We start from the raw sequence: 20,962 nt of genomic DNA, 5'->3' as shown, positions 1-20,962 counted from the left end.
CGCATATGGAGCAAATGAATGGACTGGTGGAGTCAGTATTGGAGTCAGCAGCCGAGCACGAGCTGTGGGCGCCCCATGACACCATTGTAGTCGCAGTTTCCGGCGGCCCGGATTCTGTGGCTCTTTTGCATGTTCTGCATGAAATAGCTTCAAACGTTATGCCACTTACCTTAATATGCGCTCATGTGAATCACGGATTTAGAGCGGAGTCTAAGGAAGAGGCAGAGCTAGTACGTGGTATGGCTGGACAATTGGGACTGCCCTTTGAGTTGGCAGAATTCGATATTCCCTCTTTGGCTAAAGAGAGTGGACTCGGTCCTGAGGGGACAGCACGAGAGAAGCGATACGAATTCCTGATTGATACCGCACATCGTTACGGGGCGCGCTCCGTTGCTCTGGCTCATCATGCGGATGATCAGGCAGAAACGGTGATTATGCGTCTATTGCGAGGAAGCGGTTTATCGGGGCTGTCCGGTATCAAGTGGAAAAGAACAGAAAAAAAGGTGGAACTCATTCGTCCATTCCTACGTATTAACAAAACGGCTCTTCTTGGGTTATGTCAGAATGAAGGTTTCACCTATGCCGAGGATGCCACTAATCTGCTGACGAAATACAAGCGGAATGCTGTTCGATTGGAAGTTCTCCCTTTTCTGGAAAGGTATAACGGCAGAGTGAGGCAGTCACTTGTGCAGCTTGCGGAAATTGCAGGAGCTGAAGATGAATATATGGAGGCATCTGCGGTAAAATGCTTTGAGGAGCTGGTTTCGGAAGGGGAAGGGAAATATACCTTTAACAGAGCTTCATTTGCGGCCATACCCTCCGCTTTACAACGGCGTTTGATTAAACTAATATTAAATTATCTGTCGGCGGATCTATCTGCCCTTGATTTCTCCAAGATTGAATCTGTACGTCGGGGAACGCTGCAGAGCTATCCCACCACCTGGAGTTTGGATTTAGGTGGAGGCCTGACTTGTGTGCGGCAATATGATATCATCTTGTTCTCGTCCAAGCCCGCGCAGCAACAGGCAAGCTATACATATCGTCTGTTTTTACCGGATTCCGAGCTTAAGCTGGAGGAAATAGGTAAGGTGATGTCGATGGCGGTGCTGGAGAGAGAAAACTTTTTTGTACAGGGGGAGGATTATGGGAAGATGTCGGCTTGGTTTGACCGTGATGAACTGGTCTTTCCACTAACGATTCGTTCCCGATTGCCTGGAGATACCATAAGAGTCATGGGATTAAACGGAAGCAAAAAGGTAAAAGATATTTATATTGATGATAAAATACCTGCTGCTGAACGCTCAATGATCCCCCTCGTTTGTGATGGTTTGGGCAAAATCGTCTGGATTCCGGGCGTAAGACGCTCGATGCATGCCGCAGTAGGGCGGCAAACGACCTCGGTACTTCTATTGTCTCTAGCAGAGCTGGATGACCGTGAAGAAACGTAATGGTCGAAGTAAGTCTTTCATAGTATAACTTAGGAGGTTTCGCAAGTTGCAAAATGATATTCAAGAAGTCTTGATCACCGAAGAGGAACTTCAGCAGAAAATTAAGGAGCTCGGTCGAACACTGAGCGAAGAATACGCAGGACGTACCCCTTTAGTCATTTGTGTACTAAAAGGCGCGTTTATATTTATGGCAGATCTGGTTAAAGCCATTACAGTACCTGTTGAGATGGATTTCATGGCAGTGTCTAGCTATGGAGCATCCACTAAGTCTTCTGGTGTTGTCAAAATTATTAAGGATTTAGATGTATCGGTAGAAGGCCGCGATATCTTGATCGTTGAAGATATTATTGACAGTGGCCTTACGCTCAGCTATTTGATTGAGCTGCTCCGCAACCGCAATGCTGCTTCTATCGATGTGGTTACCTTGTTTGATAAGCCCTCAGGTCGTACGGTTAATCTGGAAGCCAGATATACAGGCTTCGTGTTGCCAGACGAATTTGTAGTTGGCTACGGATTGGATTATGCCGAGCGGTATCGGAACCTCCCATATGTTGGAGTACTGAAGCCTGAGATTTATTCCAATTGAACTATTGATTGCCTTGATCATACGGATCGGGCACCCTTGGCTTCCTTTATTTGAGGTGTCCCAAGAGGCTATGGTACAATAACTTGAGTGTTGCGAGAGGAGGTAGGGGATGAATCGGTTCATCCGGAATTCTGGTTTTTATTTGATTTTATTTTTAGTCGTGGTGGGTATTGTCCAGTTTGTGAGCAATGGAAATGAAGCCGCCGATTTCCCTAGATACGACGAGTTACGGCAGGAGATCAAGAGCAACAATGTGAAGGATTTGACGGTTCAGTTTGAGGGTAATGCCTTTTTAGTTACAGGCGAATACAGAGAGTTGCCTGCCGATACTAAATCGAAAAGCTTCTCCACATATATTCCTCCAACAGATGCTGCTATTAATGAACTGATTGAAGCCAGTGATGTTAATGGGATTCAATTAACTCAGAAGAAAATGGAAGGTACCAGCATTTGGCTGACATTCCTTTCTTCTATTATCCCGCTAGTCATTATGTTCATCTTGTTCTTCTTCCTGTTTAACCAGGCGCAAGGTGGCGGCGGTAAAGTCATGAATTTCGGCAAGAGCAAGGCTCGGTTATATAATGAAGAGAAGAAGAAAATCAGCTTCGAGGATGTTGCAGGAGCGGACGAAGAGAAGCAAGAGCTTGTCGAAGTCGTTGAGTTCCTGAAAGATCCGCGCAAATTTGCAGCTGTCGGTGCACGTATCCCTAAAGGCGTACTGCTTGTAGGCCCTCCGGGAACAGGTAAAACATTGCTTGCACGTGCAGTAGCAGGTGAAGCTGGCGTTCCTTTCTTCAGTATTTCCGGTTCCGATTTTGTAGAAATGTTCGTGGGTGTCGGTGCTTCTCGGGTACGTGATTTGTTCGAGAACGCCAAGAAGAACGCGCCATGTATTATCTTCATTGATGAAATTGATGCTGTGGGTCGTCAACGCGGCGCCGGACTCGGCGGCGGACATGACGAACGCGAACAAACACTTAACCAATTGCTGGTTGAGATGGATGGATTCGGTGGTAACGAAGGCATTATTATTGTTGCGGCAACTAACCGCGCTGATATACTTGATCCTGCATTACTTCGTCCAGGACGTTTTGACCGTCAAATTACGGTTGACCGCCCTGACGTAAAAGGTCGTGAAGCTGTACTTAAGGTTCACGCTCGTAACAAGCCGCTTACGAAAGATGTAAGACTGGATGTTGTCGCTAAACGCACAACTGGATTCACGGGTGCTGATCTAGAGAATCTGCTAAATGAGGCAGCATTGCTAGCTGCACGTCGTAACCGCAAGGATATTTCCATGATTGAAGTGGATGAAGCCATTGACCGTGTTATCGTAGGTACTGAGAAACGCAGCCGTGTGATCAGTGACCGTGAGAAACGCATTGTAGCTTACCATGAAGCAGGTCATACTATAGCTGGTTATTTCCTTGAGCATGCCGATATGGTGCATAAAGTTACAATTATCCCACGCGGACGTGCCGGCGGATATGTTATTATGCTTCCGAAGGAAGATCGGATGATCGTTACCAAGCAGGAGCTTTTGGATAAGGTTACTGGATTACTTGGTGGACGTGTTGCCGAAGAGTTGTTTATTGGTGAGATCGGTACGGGCGCATACAGTGACTTCCAACAGGCTACGCGCATCGTGCGTGCCATGATCATGGAGTACGGTATGAGCGATAAGCTTGGACCTATGCAGTTCGGTTCTTCTCAAGGCCAAGTATTCTTGGGTCGTGATATTGGGCATGAGCAGAATTATAGTGATTCCATTGCTTATGAGATTGATCAAGAAATGCAGAACTTTATTACTTCGAGCTACGAACGTTGTAAAGAACTGTTGCTCAAACACTCTAAAGAAATGCACCTGATTGCCAATACGTTACTTGAGAAGGAAACACTTGAGCTTGATCAGATTAAAGAGCTGATTGAACAAGGATTCCTTTCTGAAGATGGTAAGGCTGAGGGTGGTGAAGGCGTTGCGCTTGAAGTTGGCGAACCTGTCATTGATAATATCGGTGATGTGCGTGTCCGCATTCAAGGCAAGTCTGAAGATACTGATTCCACGCCTCCGAACTTATCAAAGGAAATCCCGAACAAACCTGAATCTGAGGGTAATGACGGATCTGATGATGACAATAAAGGCGGCGGAACTAGCCTTACCTAAGCAGGATCACTATTCATATGATGTAAATTTATCCGGAGAACGTAACTGTTCTCCGGATTTTTTGTTTTAATTTTTAAATGATTCTATGCCTTAAAGCCTGTCCAGTTACATTGACAGGGGCTGGAACGTTGTGTACATTAGTGATTAATATTACTTACTATTAACATCAGCTTATTCATTTTTTCAGATGATGGCTCATGCCATTTGATAACATCGCGCCGGCGTAAAGCCGCGAAGATTTAAGGGGGAGAACAATCGGTGGAAGCTCTGGCACTTGAGCGTAAGCAGGAACAGAATCGAGAACTTCGTATACGTCTTGAACAGCTTAAGAAGGAAAGAAACGCAATCATTTTAGCTCATTATTATCAACGTGATGAAATTCAGGAGGTTGCCGATTTCCGGGGAGACTCTTTTTTACTCGCTCAGAAGGCTGCAGAGACTGATGCAGAGGTTATCGTATTCTGCGGTGTTCATTTTATGGGGGAAAGTGCTAAAATTCTGGCTCCAAACAAAACAGTCCTTATTCCTGATGAACGTGCAGGCTGCCCAATGGCTGATATGGTCAATGTAGACGGTTTGCGTAAGCTTAAAGCGCAACATCCAAATGCTAAAGTGGTGACTTATATCAACTCGTCTGCAGAGATTAAAGCTGAAACTGATATCTGTTGTACCTCTGCCAATGCCGTGAAAGTAATCGAATCCCTCGATGCTGAAGAAATTATCTGGGTACCCGATAAGAATCTTGGTCAATACGTACAAGATCAGACCGGCAAAAAACTGATTATCTGGGAAGGCTATTGCAACACTCACGATATGTTGACTGTTAAAGATGTAGTAGAAATGAGAGCAAAGTACCCAGAAGCAGAATTTGTAGTTCATCCAGAATGTCGTCCGGAAGTAGTGGCCATGGGTGATTATGTAGGTAGTACTACATCCATTCTCGAGTATTGCCGGAAATCGGACCGTAAGCAATTTATCGTTGGAACTGAGGATGGTACAGGATATCAGCTTCGTAAAGATAGTCCGGATAAAGAATTCCATTTTGCTACAAAATTTCTTGTTTGTCCTAATATGAAAGTTAACAATCTAAAAAAACTGGTGAAATGCCTGGAGACGATGAAGCCACAAATCTATGTACCGCCTGCTGTCGCCGACAAAGCCAGAACTTCCCTAGAGCGCATGCTACAAGTCCGGTAGTATGCGCTACTCTTTCGTTGAAACAGGTGAAACGCGGTCATGATTCCACAATATTTGGTTGATTTTGATCTTCGGGATATTCCTAAAGTAAAGACAGATTGTATTGTTATCGGTTCAGGGATTGCCGGATTGTTCACGGCTATTAAAGCTAGTGAAGATCGGCGTGTCATTATGATCACAAAGAAATCAGTAATGGAGAGTAATACTCGCTATGCACAGGGGGGGATCGCAGCTGTAATAGCTGAGGACGATTCCCCTGCCTACCACCGGCAGGATACATTAATGGCTGGAGCAGGTCTTTGCTCATCCACGGCTGTCGATGCACTTGTTAATGAAGGGCCAGATAGAGTTCATGAGCTAATTCGTTTAGGCACTCTTTTTGATAAGGAAAATGGGGTACTGGCTTTGACGCAGGAAGGAGCGCATAGCCACCGTCGTATTTTGCATGCTAATGGAGATGCTACAGGTTATGAGATTGTTCGTGCCTTGGCTGAACAGGTAGCTGAACATGAGAACATTGAGGTGTGGGATGATCATTATGTCATTGATCTCATCACTGAAGGTGGAGAATGTGTAGGCGCATTGTTGCAGCGTTCCGGCGGTGGACGGTTATTCCTGCAAGGGGATGCGACTATTTTGTGCTCTGGTGGAGCAGGACAATTATTTAGATACACTACCAACCCTGAAGTAGCTACAGGCGATGGGGTAGCCATTGCTTATCGAGCCGGCGCTCATCTACGAGATATGGAATTTATTCAATTTCATCCTACAGCATTGAGTTATCCTGGAGCTCCTAGATTCCTAATCTCCGAAGCAGTCCGTGGGGAAGGAGCAGTATTGCGTAATATTAATGGAGAGCGGTTCATGGAGCGGTATCATGAACTACTTGAGCTAGCCCCACGAGATATTGTAGCTCGGGCTATTGTAAGTGAAATGGAGCTTACAAAGTCAACGTTTGTCTATTTGGATATTACGCATGAATCCCCAGAAATGGTGAAGCATCGTTTCCCTACAATACATGAGACATGTATGGGCTATGGACTGGATATTACAAGTGATTGGATTCCAGTGGCTCCAGCTGCGCATTATATGATGGGGGGCATTAAGACCGATCTGAATGGGGAAAGTACGATTCCTCGCTTGTTTGCTTGCGGGGAGGTTTCTTCCACAGGCGTACATGGGGCTAATCGATTAGCAAGCAATTCATTATCGGAAGCAGTTGTTTTTGGGCATCGTATTATTGAGCGGATTCGCAAATTATCCCCGCTTGGACGGGATGTTTTATCAGTTAGTAGCAACGAAGGGCGTGTTGATTCGCCAACTCAAGCTATTGTGGAACGCCGTTTGAAGCTACAAAAGGTAATGGTTCGATATGCTGGATTACGACGTAATGAAGAGACCTTGTCTAAGGGAATAGAAGAATTGAAACGGCAGCTACCCATCTTTGGATCCGTATTGACTAAACGCGAGGAATACGAGTTCGCTAATATGCTGACCTGCTGTTTGCTCGTGACAGAGTCTGCTCTAGCACGGGAAGAGAGTCGCGGGGCACATTACCGTGAGGATTACCCGCAGCGAAGTGATGATCAGTGGCGCAAGCACCTGCTTCAAATTCGCGATCTGGGAATAGTGGAGGAATTAAGCGATGATGTTTAATGGTTACAATGAAGAACTAGTACAATCCATCAAGGCTTGGCTGCGGGAAGATGTTGGTTCCGGGGATGTAACAACACAGATGACGATACCTGTTGGCCATGAATCTAAAGGGATTATCCATGCTAAAGAAGATGGCGTAATTTGTGGTATCCCGATTGCAGAGCTGGTTTTTGAAATTGTTGATCCTACGCTTAGCTTTACAGCCCTTGTAGAAGAAGGTCAAGCAGTGACAAAAGGGACTGTAATTATTGAGGTGGAGGGAAGCACACACGCAATTCTTACAGGTGAACGGCTTGCACTCAACCTGATGCAGCGTCTTTCGGGTGTTGCATCACGTACGGCTTCTTTCGTACAGGTGCTCGATGGATTACCGACTCGTCTAGTAGATACACGGAAGACTACACCAGGACATCGTATGCTGGAAAAATATGCGGTTCGTGTTGGTGGAGGCTTTAATCATCGCTTTGGCCTATATGATGCGGTTATGATCAAGGACAATCATATCAAAGGTGCAGGTGGTATTAGGCAGGCAGTAGGTCGTGCGCGGAAGAACATTCCACATACGATGAGCATTGAAGTAGAGACTGAGAACTTAGAGCAAGTCGAAGAGGCGCTGGCAGCAGGTGCTGATATTATTATGCTTGATAATATGTCTAACGAGATGATGAAGCAAGCGGTGGCTAGGATTAAAGCTAAAGCTCCACATGTCAAGACAGAGGCCTCCGGCAATGTTTCGTTAGAAACGGTTCGTGGGATCGCAGAAACAGGTGTGGATGTGATTTCTGTAGGACGCCTTACGTACTCCTTCTCCAGTCTGGATATTAGTCTAGACCTTAATGCCAAGAAGGAAGGGTCCTCATCATGATGCTTGCTGTAGATATCGGTAATACCAATATTGTTCTCGGTGTATACAGAAAGCGCGAATTGTTGCATCATTTTCGGCTAAGTACTGCGCGCCAATCCACCGTGGATGAATATGGAGTGCTGATACACAATCTTTTTCAGATGTCAGGGATCTCTGTCAAAGATGTGGAAGGTGTAATTATATCCTCGGTAGTTCCACCTCTGGTTAAGACTATCGTGGATATGTGTATAAAGTATATAGGCAAAGATCCGTTACTCGTAGGACCAGGGATAAAAACGGGGCTTAATCTTCGCTATGAGAATCCGCGTGAGATTGGCGCAGACCGGATTGTTAATGCTGTGGCTGCGATTGAACAATATAAATGTCCGCTTGTTGTTGTTGATTTTGGTACGGCTACGACCTTCGACTGTATCGATGCAGGGGCTAATTATCTCGGAGGAGCGATTGTCCCGGGTCTTGGCATTTCTACAGAAGCCTTATACCAGCGAGCATCGAAACTGCCTCGAATTGAGTTGGAGAAGCCTAAAAAGGTTATCGGACGGAATACGGTTCACGCTATGCAGGCTGGTATTATTTTTGGGTATGCAGGCCAAGTGGAGGGGATTGTTAAGCGTATCAAAATCGAGATGAACGCTCCGGAACTGAAGGTTATTTCTACTGGAGGCCTCGCTTCGTTAATTGCGGGGGAGACGGATTGTATCGACGAAGTAAATCCTATGTTAACACTAGAAGGATTACGAATTATTTATGACCGTAACCAATAAAGATAAAGAAGCCTAAAGGGCGAAGAGATAGGAGGGCCATGCACCCAATGGAAAAAAAGAAGGATCGACTTATCCGTGGAACGGCTATGAATGGTAAAGTGAGAGCGTTTGCTGTCCGCACAACAGAATTGGTCGAGGAATTGCGGCGCAGACATGATACGTATCCAACGGCTACAGCCGCACTTGGACGTACAGTTACCGCTGCAGCCATGATGGGCGCTATGCTCAAAGGAAGAGAGAAGCTATGTATCATGGTCAAAGGGGATGGACCGATCGGACAAATCGTTGCGGAGTCCAATGCGTTGGGAGAAGTGTGCGGTTATGTACACCATCCTCACATTCACTTACCTAGCAATAGTATGGGCAAATTGGATGTGGCTGGAGCGGTAGGAACTGAAGGGTTCATTGATATTATAAAGGATTTAGGCTTGAAGGAACCTTATCGGGGTAGTATTCCTATCATCTCCGGAGAACTTGCGGAAGATTTCACTTATTATTTCGCTGTTTCTGAACAAACCCCAGCTGCAGTTGGCTTAGGTGTATTAGTGGATACCGATGAGTCAGTGATTGTAGCCGGAGGGTTTATCGTGCAGCTTCTTCCAGGACTGACGGATGCGGATATTACGGAGATCGAAAAAGCCTTAGGGGCTATGCCTTCCGTGACAACACTTCTTGATCAGGGTCTAGAGCCAGAAGAAATGCTGCGTTTTCTTTTGCCGGATGCGGTAGTTATGGATGAACTGGATATTAACTTTGCTTGTCAATGTTCGCGTGAGCGGGTAGAGCAGACATTGGTTAGCTTAGGGCAAGACGAACTGGAGAGATTAATTGCAGAAGATGAGCAGGCTGAAGTTGTATGTCATTTTTGCAACGAGGTTTATGTTTTTAATAAGGACGAATTACAGGTCATTTTAGAACAAGCGAAATCGTAGGGCATGGGATGATGACGAGACAGGAACGTGCACTTCGCAATACGGTTGTTATTCTGGCTGTTGCAACTTTAATGCTCGGGGGTCTATTGTTCTGGAGCTTACGCGCCATGGCTCTTCTAAAAGGGGATACAACAGAAAACGAAACACCGGATGCAGCGACTGCAGGCGGGCAACCGATAACAGATAAGCAGTGGATGGATGAGCTCAAAAAAAAGCATGGCCACGAAGTGCTGGTTGGAATGATCAATCATATTGTTGTGGAGATGGAAGCAAAGGCGCTGGGGATTACCGTGACCGGCGATGAGGTTGAGCGAGAACTTGCACGAACTATGGTTGGATACGGATCGGAAGAACAGTATTATGCACAAATGCAGTCTCAGCTGGGCCTATCTCGTCAGGAAGTGTTCGCAGAAACGGCTTATCGTCTGACCTTACAAGCAATAGCCACTGATGGTATTACGATTAAGGAAGCAGATATCGATACTTATTTAGACCAAAACGCTGAGCGCTTCACTCCCAAAAGGGAATTGGAACTCTCCATAATTAAGGTTTCATCTTATGGTGAAGGCGAGCAAGTAATGGATCGCTTGGAGCAGGGCGAGGATTTTGCTGATTTAGCTAAGGAAGTGTCCATTGATGCAGAGAGTCGGCAGCAAGGAGGCCGCTTGGGCAAAGTAGAGGAAGACGATCCTTTTTGGCCTGAGGGACTGCTTAAGACTGCTGCTAGTTTGGATGAGGGTGATATAGCGGGGCCGATTCAGGCGGAGAACGACTTCGCTATCATTCGACTAGAGAGTATTCACACACAAAATATTCCGGACCAAAAGGAAATTCGGGCACTGATACGTCAAGAGCTGGCGTTGGAGCAAGCCCCCCCTTTACAGCAAGTAGAGAGTGATTTACGCACGAAATATGATGTGGCAATAAATATTGACAACAGCTTGCAAGATTGATAATATGATATTAACGTAAAACCTACCGTTTTAGTCGGAAATAACTACGGTGATCCAATATCTACACCCCTTTATTAGCAGTTTTTATTGCATAGGGACCCACATACAGAAGAGTAAAGTCACAATTTACGTTCTTATATCGCATTTATCATTCTAAGGAGGTTTTTGCTCATGGCTAAAGTCGTTAACAACGTAACAGAATTGATCGGAGGTACTCCACTCGTTCGTTTGAATCGTCTGGCACAGGAAGGCTCCGCAGATATTTATTTGAAATTGGAATATCAGAATCCGGGATCAAGCGTAAAAGACCGTATCGCAATCAGCATCGTTGAAGAAGCTGAACGTGAAGGTCTACTGAAGCCTGGAGGTACAATTGTAGAAGCAACTAGTGGTAACACTGGTATTGGCTTGGCACTTGTAGCTGCGGCTAAAGGTTATAAGGCAGTTATTGTAATGCCGGAAACCATGAGCTTGGAACGCCGTAATCTACTTCGTGCATACGGAGCAGAATTAGTTCTGACTCCAGGATCGGAAGGCATGAATGGTGCGGTTAAGAAAGCGGAAGAAATTCTGAAAGAGAACCCAAGCTATTTCCCATCGGAGCAATTCAAGAATAAAGCGAACGTGAAGATCCACCGTGAGACCACTGGACCTGAAATCGTTGAAGCTATTGAGTCCATCGGTGGCCCACTGGATGCTTTTATTGCAGGTATCGGAACAGGTGGAACAATCACGGGTGCAGGTGAAGTGCTGAAGAGCAAATATCCTGATGTGAAGATCTATGCTGTGGAACCTGCTGCTTCTCCAATCTTGGCAGGAGGCAAACCAGGCCCTCACAAAATTCAGGGTATCGGAGCAAACTTCATTCCTGAAATCCTGAACCAGGATATTTATGATGAGATCATCCATGTTGAGAACGATGAAGCATTCGAAACTGCACGCCGTGTAGCTAAAGAAGAAGGCGTCTTGTCTGGGATTTCTTCCGGTGCAGCAGTATTTGCAGCACTTAAGGTTGCTAAAGACCTCGGTCCTGGCAAGAAGGTAGTTGTCATCATCCCAAGTAATGGTGAACGTTACCTGAGCACACCACTTTACAATTTCGAAGCGTAATTGTTTGCAATAACGTAATTTATAAGAGTCTTCATACCACTTTTCTGGTGGTGATGGAGACTCTTTTCGTTGATTATATGGGCAAAACGTTCTGTGGATATATGACGACCTAGACGTGTTAATTTAATATTTTTGAAAAATGCTAAGGTTTTTACCGAAGACTCAAAAGCCATATTAATTTCCTATAGCTGGGGGCTTTTCAATAATGCCTTAAGTACAGTATACTGACAGGCAATATACTACTGATGATTAATAATAAGTAATTGCTAGATAAAACTAAGCGAATGCTCACGAAGCAAGTTTTATTGCGATGTAAGTTCAGAGAAGTATTTGCTTCATAAAACTTTTTAGGAGGATGGCTTTGGAAATCATAACGACATGGCATGAGTGGGAACAATGGGCAGCTGAAGACTGGACCATGTTCCCCTTGATTATAAAATCACCCAAGTGCTCGGGGGAATTGCCCGCATCTTGGGAGGAGGCCTGGGAACTAGCTTCCGAATACTCCGTTGTGTTGGAGAGTGGCAAGGGTGGCCGCTATACGTACTTAGGTTTAAATCCTGTATCAATATTAAAGGGCAAGGGAGAAAGCGCCGAGGTGTTTAGCCTTTCTCCTGAATCATTGGGTCATACAGCCGATGAGGGTTCACATGAGACTACAACGCTGCTAGGTCAGCCGCTAGAGCTGCTGCAGCAATGGATGTCAGGCTTCACCTCGCCAAGTCTAAACGTTCAGGGCATTCCTCCATTTACCGGCGGGTGTATTGGATTTCTAGGGTACGATGTGGTTCGCTCATTGGAGCGTTTACCGTCTCTTGCACAAGATGATCCCGGTTTTCCTGATTATCTCTTTATGAGGATGGATGAGGTATGGATTTATGATCACGAAGAGCATGTGCTTTATTGTGCTGTTCACGTCCCGGTTCCAGCAGAATGTGGGATGGAGGATTTGCAGAACCTTTATCTCGGTGCTATAGAACAGGCTGGGCGAATGGTAGAGCAGTGGCAGTTGGTATCCACTGCTTCGGGATTGAACGAAGAGGTCAAAGGTAGCATTGAGACCTTCACAGATTCATCAGGAGAGTGGCCGGGTATGACCTCGGCCTTCTCGCCTGAGAAGTTCCAGCAGGCCGTGCTGGACGTTCAGGAATACATCCGCCAAGGCGATGTATTTCAAGTGAACCTCTCGCTGCGCCAGGAGGCGCAGCTGAAGTCCTCGCCGGAGGATGTTTACGAATGGCTACGCAAGCTCAATCCGTCCCCGTACATGGGGCTCTTGCGGTCGCCCGGCTTCGCGCTATCCAGCGCTTCACCGGAGCTGCTCGTCAAGCTGCACGGGGACAAAGTGAGCGCACGGCCAATCGCCGGCACCCGGCGCCGAGGCCTGACTCCCGCGGAGGATGCCGCCATGGAGGCAGAGCTTCGCGGGAGCGAAAAAGAGATCGCCGAGCATATTATGCTTGTCGATCTGGAGCGCAACGACATCGGGCGTGTCGCTGCATATGGTTCCGTCAGCGTGCCTGAGCTGATGACGGTGGAGCGCTACTCTCATGTGATGCATCTCGTTTCGCAGGTAGAGGGCCAGGTGGCACCGGATAAGGATGCTTATGCTGTAATTGCAGCATTGTTCCCAGGGGGAACGATTACAGGCGCGCCCAAAGTAAGGACAATGGAAATCATTGAAGAGCTGGAGCCGGTCCGGCGTGGGCCGTATACAGGATCGATGGGCTTTATTGACTATAACGGAAATATGGAATTAAATATTATTATTAGAACACTGGCTGTAAAGGATGGGGTCGGATATATTCAGACAGGTGCGGGCATCGTGATCGACTCTGATCCATACCGTGAATACCGTGAATGCCACAATAAAGCCAAAGCGGTAGTGAAGGCAGTACTCTGTAGTGAGTTACAGCAGGAATCCCAAACTACCAGCGGCGCCGAAGGGGGAGAAACACTGTGATCTTGGTCATCGATAATTATGATTCCTTTACGTATAACCTCGTACAGTATTTGGGTGAACTTGGGGAAGAGGTTAAAGTACACCGCAACGATGAAATTACCATTGAAGAGATTGAAAGAATGGCTCCCGATCATATTTTAATTTCTCCAGGACCATGTACACCTAATGAAGCGGGGATCAGTTTGGAATTGTTACATCATTTCAAAGGTATTATTCCGATCTTCGGCGTATGCCTTGGGCATCAGGCGATAGGCCAAGCATTTGGTGGGAATGTTATTCGTGCAGAGCGTTTGATGCATGGAAAGACATCCCCGATTCATCATAAGGGCACGTCGGTTTTTGAAGGTCTGGAGTCTCCTTTTACAGCAACAAGATATCATTCTTTGATTGTAGAGCGCGCGAGTCTGCCGGATTGTCTGGAGATTACAGCGGAGACCGAAGAAGGGGAGATTATGGCACTGCGCCATAAAGAATACCCTATCGAAGGTGTGCAATTCCATCCGGAATCGATTATTACGGATCATGGTCATACGATGCTGCGTAATTTCTTGAAACGGAGAGCCGGAGAAACGGCATGAAATATATAGGATTTAACAATGGTGTCATTGATGCAAGACAAGCCGTGGTTTCCGCCCTGGATCACGGTTTTTTATACGGCATAGGATTGTTCGAGACCTTTCGGACGTATGGGGGAGTGCCTTTTCTGCTGGAGCGTCATTTGAAGCGTATGGCAGAGGGGTGCAAGGAGCTTGGTATTCCATTTGCGCAGGATGTTGAACAGCTGCAGGAGTGGATCCAGCGTGTTATGGACAAAAATGAATTAAAAGAAGCTTATATACGCTATACCGTGACCGCTGGTGAGGATATTCTCGGATTACCTGCGGGCGATTATTGCGAACCCAATCATTTGCTGTACATCAAAGCGCTGCCGAAAGTATCCGAAAAGATATATAGCGAAGGTAAAGACCTGCAACTGTTGTCCTTACGGCGTAACACTCCGGAGGGAGCAGTGCGATTCAAGTCTCTGCATTATATGAATAATATATTGGCTAAGCGTGAGCTTAGAGGTTATGCCTCTGCGGCGAATGGTGCTGAGGGACTGATGTTGACTGCACAAGAGGTCATAGCAGAGGGTATTGTCAGCAACATCTTTTTTATAAAAAACAATATTCTCCACACTCCAGATATCTCAACTGGGATTCTACCGGGAATTACCCGGGAAATGGTAATGGAGCTGGCTCGTAGTGCTGGAATTAGGGTAGAAGAGGGCGCATATCATTGGGAGCAGTTGAAAATAGCCGATGAAGTATTTCTTACCAATTCCGTACAAGAAATTGTCCCGGTCACAACGCTTTGGAAAAAAGATAAAAGATTTACCGTAGGCGATGGGCTTTGCGGCAGAATGACTTCGGATTTGATTTCATTCTATAGAGAAAGGACGGGAATATCGAAATGAGACCAGCTATATTCAAGCGGACATACCGCTGTGGAAATACTGATTTGGAATTGGGAAAACGAACGCTGATTATGGGCATCCTGAATGTAACCCCGGATTCTTTTTCAGATGGAGGACTTTGGGATGAGCCGGACAAAGCAGTAGAACATGCGCTACAAATGGCCGCAGACGGTGCTGATATTATAGATATTGGTGGAGAATCTACCCGTCCTGGGCATAAACCAGTGGGGCTTGAAGAGGAATTAGCTCGTGTATTGCCTGTCATCGAGAGTATTCATCGAGCGGCACCGCATATTCCGTTATCTATAGATACCTACAAAGCTGAAGTGGCACGCCAAGCTATTGCTGCTGGTGCTCATATCATTAATGATATATGGGGCTGTAAGGCTGATCGGGAAATGGCGGCAGTGGCAGCTGCAGCAGACTGTCCCATTATTTTGATGCATAACCGCCAGGATCGTGATTATACGAATTTAAGTGCGGATATGTCGGCAGACCTTAAGGAAAGTATTGATCTTGCTTTAGCCGCAGGAGTGAAGCCAGCCAATATCATCTTGGATCCAGGGATCGGCTTTGCGAAGGATTTTAATGAAAATTTGCAGGCGATGATGCTTTTGGACGGGTTGACTGAGTTTGGCTATCCACTGTTACTGGCGACTTCACGCAAAAAATTCATCCGGACCGTACTTGATTTGCCCGCTGATGATGTTGTGGAAGGTACTGCAGCTACAGTAGCCTTTGGTATTGCTCAGGGCTGCCAGATCGTACGAGTGCATGATGTGTCCCTAATAAAACGAACGGTCAAGATGTGTGATGCGATGTTGTATGCTGCACCTCCATTGGTGCGTGAATAAAGATATTTTATAAAAAGGGCGGGTTTAAAGATGGATAAAATGACACTGCATAGAATGGAATATTATGGATATCACGGTGTGTTTGAAGAGGAGCGTAAGCTGGGTCAACGTTTTTACATTGATTTGGAGCTAGAACTCGATCTACAGGGAGCGGGCCAGAACGATGATTTGAACCAAACCGTAAACTATGCTGAGGTGCATGAACTGGTCAAAAACATTGTCGAAATAAAGTCCTTTAAGTTAATTGAAGCTCTGGCAGAATATATTGCATCCTCCGTACTGGACACTTATACTGTTATCAATGCAGTAACGGTAAAGGTAACTAAACCGCATCCGCCATTCGACATTCATTTTCAGGGAGTGACTGTGGAGCTGCGCAGAACTAGAAAGTGAGAACAAAGTCCATGAATATACATTCCACCTCTGAAGAATCAGAGGCTTATATTGCTTTAGGGGCTAATTTGGGTGACCGTGAGGGCACGCTGTCAGAGGCTTTGAACAGACTGAATAATCATGATGAAATATCGGTAGTTCGCTGCTCTAAAGTCTACGAGACAGAGCCAGTAGGTTATTTAGATCAGCCGCAGTTTCTTAATATGGCAGCAGCTTTGCGCACGACGCTTGCGCCAGAGACCTTGCTGGAAGTAATGCTGGGGATCGAAACGCAGCTGGGTCGTATCCGGGATATTCGCTATGGACCGAGAACGGTAGATCTAGATTTATTGTGGGTAGAGGGCCAGATACTTGATACTCCGCATTTAACGTTACCGCATCCGCGTATGTTTGAGCGTGCATTTGTAATGCTTCCGCTCAGTGATATCGTTCCACAGAATGAACAGTCTTCCGGACTTCGCAAGTTGATTACAGCAGCGCTTCAAGACATAGACGGGAAGGAAGGAATTCGGTTGTGGACAACAAGCGTATGGGACGGAGGGTCAGGGCATTCCGCAAGCTAAAAGGCTATACTCAACAGGAACTCGCGGATCTGACTGGAATTTCCTTGGCTGTGCTTGGCGCAGTCGAGAGGGGTAATAGACGTTTGGAAGATCAAATTTTAGATAAAATTGCGAATGTCCTAGGGGTTACAACCGAAGAATTGGTAAACCCTGACTCATAATCTTTAATGAATTCAAATAGGGATAATGGAAGTGATACGAATGCTGAAGATTGGCGACATTAAGATGAAAAATCAAGTTGTTCTGGCACCTATGGCTGGGGTGTGCAATCCGGCCTTTCGTCTAATCGCTAAAGAGTTTGGTACAGGTTTAGTCTGTGCGGAAATGGTGAGCGACAAGGCTATTATTCACGGAAATACGCGTACTCGCGAAATGTTGTTCGTGGATGAACGGGAAAAACCACTTAGTTTGCAGATTTTTGGTGGAGATAGACAGTCACTGGTGCAAGCGGCAAAGGTAGTTGATAAAGAAACCAATGCTGATATTATCGATATCAATATGGGATGCCCGGTGCCTAAAGTAACAAAATGTGATGCGGGAGCCCGCTGGCTTTTGAATCCCGACAAAATCTATGAAATGGTATCTGCGGTTGTCGATGTTGTTGATAAACCCGTAACTGTAAAGATGCGGATTGGCTGGGATAGTGAGCATATTTTTGTCGAGGATAATGCGCGTGCAGTAGAACGTGCCGGTGGCAAGGCTGTCAGTGTGCATGGACGAACACGGGAGCAACTCTACACGGGGCGTGCGGATTGGAATTATATCAAGATGGCAAAAGAAGCGGTCTCCATTCCGGTTATCGGCAATGGTGATGTCAATACACCTGAAGATGCCCGGGCTATGCTTGATCAGACCGGCTGTGATGGAGTGATGATCGGGCGTGGTGCGCTGGGTAACCCATGGATGCTGTATCGTACGATTCAGTATTTAAACACCGGGGAGCTGATGCCTGAGCCAGGGTTAGAAGAGAAAATTAAGGTTGCCATTCTTCATATGGATCGGCTGGTTGCCCTAAAGGGAGAAGCCGTAGCCGTTCGGGAGATGCGTAAGCATATGGCTTGGTATTTAAAAGGCCTGAAGTCTGCTGCACGAGTGAAGGATGTGCTCATGTTAGAGACAGAACGTGATGGAATGGTGAAGATTTTGAATGATTTTGTCGTTCAACTACAGCATGAAGAAGAGAATAAGGGTAATGAAATGTCGGCCTCCGTAGTATAAACGTTATTTTCCTAACGCTTTTTGAACAATCCCACTTTATATGTGGTGTCATTGACATTTTGTAGCGGTTCCAATATAATTTCACAGTATAAAATCGCCGTTACAGTAAGAGCAATGCAGCAGGGAGGGTTCTTATCCTCCTAGATTAGCATATAGTATGGTGTTTTCAATAAATGTATACGACAGGAGAATCGGTTGAGATGAGCGATAAAGAAGTCATCCTTACGCCGGACGGGCTAAAGCGTCTGGAAGATGAGCTGGAGTTCCTCAAATCTGTGAAACGCCGCGAGGTTGCTGAACGGATTAAGGTAGCGATTGGCTACGGAGATATCAGTGAGAACTCGGAGTATGAAGACGCGAAGAATGAGCAGGCTTTTATCGAAGGACGCGTTATCACCTTGGAGAAGATGCTTCGCAATGCGCGCATCATTAATAGCGATGAGATCGTTACTGATGTGGTAAGTATCGGTGTTACTGTAAGTGTTGAGGATTTGGAATATGGTGACACTATGGAATACACGATCGTAGGCACAGCAGAGTCCGATCCACTGAATAATAAGATCTCCAACGAAAGTCCAGTAGGCAAAGCCATCATCGGCAAGAAAATAGGCACGATTGTTGACGTTAATACACCTGCAGGCGTTATTCAATATAAAATTCTCGATATCAGAATGAAGTAGTGTACAGATTTTATAGTCTGTAAATAGATGTGCTGCCGAATGTATAAGTAGTTCTGTTGTATGCAGGCAGATAAGGGAACATTGTTTGGGAAAGCTTCCTTAGGGAAGCTTTTTTTCAAAATATAAGGGATTTATATCTGCAAGGGGATGAATAGCATGACCGAGGAAATGAATAATGTGGAGAATGCAGAGAACGAACTTAGTGAGCTTTTGCAAATCCGCCGTGCCAAATTGGACGAGCTAAGAGGACTTGGTATCGATCCTTTCGGCAAAAAGTATGAGCGTACAGCTAACGCTGGCGACCTAGTATCGAAGTATGATGGACTTTCTAAAGAAGAATTGGACGAGCTATCTGTTGAAGTCAGCATAGCGGGTCGCATTATGGCAAAACGTGTTATGGGTAAAGCCAGTTTTGCGCATATCCAAGACCTCAGTGGAAGAATTCAGCTTTATGTTCGTCAAGACAGCATTCCTGAAACGCAATACGCAGCGTTCAATGTTCTCGATCTAGGAGATATCATCGGCGTTCGCGGAACAGTATTCAAAACCAAAACAGGCGAGACCTCCATCAAAGTGCATAATCTCGAAGTCTTGTCCAAGTCCTTGTTGCCACTTCCTGAGAAATATCATGGCCTTAAAGATGTAGAGCTGCGTTACCGTCAGCGCTATGTTGATTTGATTATTAATCCAGAAGTTCAACAGACATTTATTGCTCGTTCAAGAATCATTCAATCAATGAGACGCTATTTGGATTCACTTGGCTATCTTGAAGTTGAAACACCTACACTTCATGCGATTGCCGGTGGAGCTGCTGCGCGTCCGTTCATCACTTACCACAACACGCTTGAAATGCAGCTTTATATGCGTATTGCTATTGAGCTTCATTTGAAACGTCTTATTGTTGGTGGACTGGAAAAAGTATACGAAATCGGTCGTGTCTACCGTAACGAAGGAATTTCGACTCGTCACAATCCTGAGTTTACTATGATTGAGCTGTATGAAGCTTATGCTGATTACAAGGACATCATGAACCTTACGGAGAATATGATCGCTCATATTGCCCAAGAGGTATTAGGAACTCAACAGGTCGACTATCAAGGTAAGCCGGTAGATCTGTCACCAGGATGGCGTCGTGTAACTATGGTTGATGCCGTTAAAGAAGTAACCGGTGTTGATTTCAGTGTTCATATGACAGATGAGGAAGCACAGGCTCTGGCTAAAGAGCATCGTGTACCTGTAGAGAAGCATATGTCTTTCGGTCATATCCTTAATGCTTTCTTTGAGCAATTTGTAGAGGAAACACTGATTCAGCCTACCTTTGTAATGGGACATCCGGTTGAAATCTCACCACTCGCTAAGAAAAACGATGAGGATCCACGCTTCACTGATCGTTTTGAATTGTTTATTGTGGGTCGTGAGCATGCGAATGCATTTAGTGAATTGAATGATCCGATCGACCAGCGTCAACGCTTTGAAGCGCAAATCCAGGAGAAAGAGCAAGGTAATGACGAAGCTCATGAAATGGACGATGACTTCATCCGTGCTTTGGAATATGGTATGCCTCCTACAGGTGGACTGGGAATCGGTGTAGACCGTTTGATCATGTTGCTTACCAATTCTGCATCTATTCGTGATGTACTGCTGTTCCCGCATATGCGTAACCGTACAAACGAATAGTATTTATACAACATTGAGCACAGGGGAGCTGTCTAGCGGCGGTTCTCCTTGGCTACTGTTGATCAGAAGGTAAAGGTTCTAGTATCGTTTTGAGGATATATAGCTTAATACTAATTTATTTGAAAAAAAGTGTTGCAATGAAACTATATACATGATATATTCTAAGTCCGGCCAAGAAATACTCATGCCGAGCTCGAAAAAGAAGTTAAAAAAAGAGCTTGACATTAAATAGCTGGACATGATATAGTATAAGAGTTGCTGCTGAGACATTAAACGGCGCCAACGAGAACTTGATCTTTGAAAACTGAACAACGAGTGAGTAGGAAATCACGAAAGTGAAATCCAAAATTAGAGAATGAAAATTCTCGTCAGATGTTTCAAAATGAGCATATCGCTCTTTTCAATACTAATTGGAGAGTTTGATCCTGGCTCAGGACGAACGCTGGCGGCGTGCCTAATACATGCAAGTCGAGCGGAGTTACT

General features: G+C 45.6%; 20 protein-coding genes and 1 rRNA gene. All 21 read left to right on the top strand.

The window, feature by feature from the left end; translation table 11 throughout:
• The first annotated feature begins 5 nt into the window (after positions 1-5).
• Positions 6-1,448 (top strand): tRNA lysidine(34) synthetase TilS, encoded by a 1,443-nt coding sequence (tilS, locus tag L1028_RS23900; RefSeq protein WP_234540325.1) that lies wholly within the window; start codon positions 6-8, stop codon positions 1,446-1,448.
• A 46-nt stretch (positions 1,449-1,494) separates the two neighbouring features.
• A complete protein-coding gene (hpt, locus tag L1028_RS23895; RefSeq protein WP_234540324.1) occupies positions 1,495-2,034 on the top strand; it encodes a hypoxanthine phosphoribosyltransferase in 540 nt (179 codons plus the stop codon).
• Positions 2,035-2,143: 109 nt separating this feature from the next.
• The gene (gene ftsH / locus L1028_RS23890; protein WP_234540322.1) at positions 2,144-4,198 is read left to right on the top strand and encodes an ATP-dependent zinc metalloprotease FtsH; all 2,055 of its coding nucleotides are present in this window, start codon (positions 2,144-2,146) and stop codon (positions 4,196-4,198) included.
• A 258-nt stretch (positions 4,199-4,456) separates the two neighbouring features.
• Positions 4,457-5,395 carry a quinolinate synthase NadA gene (nadA, locus tag L1028_RS23885; RefSeq protein ID WP_042183878.1) on the top strand — a complete coding sequence of 313 codons (939 nt, stop codon included), beginning with the start codon at positions 4,457-4,459 and terminating at the stop codon, positions 5,393-5,395.
• Positions 5,396-5,434: 39 nt separating this feature from the next.
• Entirely contained in the window at positions 5,435-7,051 is a 1,617-nt protein-coding gene (gene nadB, locus L1028_RS23880; RefSeq protein WP_234540320.1) for an L-aspartate oxidase, read from the top strand.
• Entirely contained in the window at positions 7,041-7,916 is an 876-nt protein-coding gene (gene nadC, locus L1028_RS23875) for a carboxylating nicotinate-nucleotide diphosphorylase (RefSeq protein ID WP_234540318.1), read from the top strand. The genes nadB and nadC overlap by 11 nt, the downstream gene beginning before the upstream one ends.
• Positions 7,913-8,680 (top strand): type III pantothenate kinase, encoded by a 768-nt coding sequence (locus tag L1028_RS23870; RefSeq protein WP_234540316.1) that lies wholly within the window; start codon positions 7,913-7,915, stop codon positions 8,678-8,680. Before nadC ends, L1028_RS23870 begins: the two co-directional genes overlap by 4 nt.
• A gap of 47 nt (positions 8,681-8,727) precedes the next feature.
• Positions 8,728-9,612: an Hsp33 family molecular chaperone HslO gene (hslO, locus tag L1028_RS23865; RefSeq protein WP_234540314.1), complete on the top strand. Its 885-nt coding sequence runs from the start codon at positions 8,728-8,730 to the stop codon at positions 9,610-9,612.
• Between the two features lie 8 nt (positions 9,613-9,620).
• Positions 9,621-10,565, top strand: a complete 945-nt coding sequence (locus L1028_RS23860) for a peptidylprolyl isomerase (RefSeq protein ID WP_234540312.1) — start codon at positions 9,621-9,623, stop codon at positions 10,563-10,565.
• Between the two features lie 171 nt (positions 10,566-10,736).
• The gene (gene cysK, locus L1028_RS23855; RefSeq protein ID WP_042123166.1) at positions 10,737-11,675 is read left to right on the top strand and encodes a cysteine synthase A; all 939 of its coding nucleotides are present in this window, start codon (positions 10,737-10,739) and stop codon (positions 11,673-11,675) included.
• Positions 11,676-12,030: 355 nt separating this feature from the next.
• On the top strand, positions 12,031-13,638 hold the full coding sequence (locus tag L1028_RS23850; RefSeq protein WP_423803081.1) for an anthranilate synthase component I family protein: 1,608 nt from the start codon (positions 12,031-12,033) through the stop codon (positions 13,636-13,638).
• Positions 13,635-14,216: an aminodeoxychorismate/anthranilate synthase component II gene (gene pabA, locus L1028_RS23845; protein WP_234540310.1), complete on the top strand. Its 582-nt coding sequence runs from the start codon at positions 13,635-13,637 to the stop codon at positions 14,214-14,216. Before L1028_RS23850 ends, pabA begins: the two co-directional genes overlap by 4 nt.
• Complete coding sequence (locus L1028_RS23840) at positions 14,213-15,094, top strand: aminotransferase class IV (RefSeq protein WP_234540308.1); 882 nt, start codon at positions 14,213-14,215, stop codon at positions 15,092-15,094. The genes pabA and L1028_RS23840 overlap by 4 nt, the downstream gene beginning before the upstream one ends.
• The gene (gene folP / locus L1028_RS23835; protein WP_234540306.1) at positions 15,091-15,948 is read left to right on the top strand and encodes a dihydropteroate synthase; all 858 of its coding nucleotides are present in this window, start codon (positions 15,091-15,093) and stop codon (positions 15,946-15,948) included. Before L1028_RS23840 ends, folP begins: the two co-directional genes overlap by 4 nt.
• Before the next feature lie 30 nt (positions 15,949-15,978).
• Entirely contained in the window at positions 15,979-16,341 is a 363-nt protein-coding gene (folB, locus tag L1028_RS23830; protein ID WP_042183904.1) for a dihydroneopterin aldolase, read from the top strand.
• Between the two features lie 11 nt (positions 16,342-16,352).
• Entirely contained in the window at positions 16,353-16,904 is a 552-nt protein-coding gene (gene folK / locus L1028_RS23825; RefSeq protein ID WP_234540305.1) for a 2-amino-4-hydroxy-6-hydroxymethyldihydropteridine diphosphokinase, read from the top strand.
• A complete protein-coding gene (locus tag L1028_RS23820) occupies positions 16,871-17,065 on the top strand; it encodes a helix-turn-helix domain-containing protein (RefSeq protein ID WP_234540301.1) in 195 nt (64 codons plus the stop codon). The genes folK and L1028_RS23820 overlap by 34 nt, the downstream gene beginning before the upstream one ends.
• 40 nt (positions 17,066-17,105) lie before the next feature.
• The gene (gene dusB / locus L1028_RS23815; RefSeq protein ID WP_234540380.1) at positions 17,106-18,122 is read left to right on the top strand and encodes a tRNA dihydrouridine synthase DusB; all 1,017 of its coding nucleotides are present in this window, start codon (positions 17,106-17,108) and stop codon (positions 18,120-18,122) included.
• 200 nt (positions 18,123-18,322) lie between these two features.
• Entirely contained in the window at positions 18,323-18,802 is a 480-nt protein-coding gene (gene greA, locus L1028_RS23810) for a transcription elongation factor GreA (RefSeq protein ID WP_042183910.1), read from the top strand.
• A 156-nt stretch (positions 18,803-18,958) separates the two neighbouring features.
• Entirely contained in the window at positions 18,959-20,479 is a 1,521-nt protein-coding gene (gene lysS / locus L1028_RS23805) for a lysine--tRNA ligase (protein WP_179085871.1), read from the top strand.
• Between the two features lie 407 nt (positions 20,480-20,886).
• A 16S ribosomal RNA gene (locus L1028_RS23800) occupies positions 20,887-20,962 on the top strand; the annotation flags it as partial.

It is taken from the genome of Paenibacillus pseudetheri (assembly GCF_924513355.1).
Classification (GTDB): domain Bacteria; phylum Bacillota; class Bacilli; order Paenibacillales; family Paenibacillaceae; genus Paenibacillus_AQ; species Paenibacillus_AQ pseudetheri.
This window is presented reverse-complemented; position numbering and strand designations above follow the sequence as displayed.

Coding starts and splice junctions, on each gene's coding strand:
- L1028_RS23840 (WP_234540308.1), top strand. CDS start 14,213: ATGAAATATATAGGATTTAACAATGGTGTCATTGATGCAAGACAAGCC.
- L1028_RS23870 (WP_234540316.1), top strand. CDS start 7,913: ATGATGCTTGCTGTAGATATCGGTAATACCAATATTGTTCTCGGTGTA.
- greA (WP_042183910.1), top strand. CDS start 18,323: ATGAGCGATAAAGAAGTCATCCTTACGCCGGACGGGCTAAAGCGTCTG.
- L1028_RS23850 (WP_423803081.1), top strand. CDS start 12,031: ATGGCTTTGGAAATCATAACGACATGGCATGAGTGGGAACAATGGGCA.
- folB (WP_042183904.1), top strand. CDS start 15,979: ATGGATAAAATGACACTGCATAGAATGGAATATTATGGATATCACGGT.
- dusB (WP_234540380.1), top strand. CDS start 17,106: ATGCTGAAGATTGGCGACATTAAGATGAAAAATCAAGTTGTTCTGGCA.
- nadC (WP_234540318.1), top strand. CDS start 7,041: ATGATGTTTAATGGTTACAATGAAGAACTAGTACAATCCATCAAGGCT.
- lysS (WP_179085871.1), top strand. CDS start 18,959: ATGACCGAGGAAATGAATAATGTGGAGAATGCAGAGAACGAACTTAGT.
- folP (WP_234540306.1), top strand. CDS start 15,091: ATGAGACCAGCTATATTCAAGCGGACATACCGCTGTGGAAATACTGAT.
- nadB (WP_234540320.1), top strand. CDS start 5,435: ATGATTCCACAATATTTGGTTGATTTTGATCTTCGGGATATTCCTAAA.
- folK (WP_234540305.1), top strand. CDS start 16,353: ATGAATATACATTCCACCTCTGAAGAATCAGAGGCTTATATTGCTTTA.
- ftsH (WP_234540322.1), top strand. CDS start 2,144: ATGAATCGGTTCATCCGGAATTCTGGTTTTTATTTGATTTTATTTTTA.
- L1028_RS23820 (WP_234540301.1), top strand. CDS start 16,871: ATGGGACGGAGGGTCAGGGCATTCCGCAAGCTAAAAGGCTATACTCAA.
- hslO (WP_234540314.1), top strand. CDS start 8,728: ATGGAAAAAAAGAAGGATCGACTTATCCGTGGAACGGCTATGAATGGT.
- cysK (WP_042123166.1), top strand. CDS start 10,737: ATGGCTAAAGTCGTTAACAACGTAACAGAATTGATCGGAGGTACTCCA.
- L1028_RS23860 (WP_234540312.1), top strand. CDS start 9,621: ATGATGACGAGACAGGAACGTGCACTTCGCAATACGGTTGTTATTCTG.
- tilS (WP_234540325.1), top strand. CDS start 6: ATGGAGCAAATGAATGGACTGGTGGAGTCAGTATTGGAGTCAGCAGCC.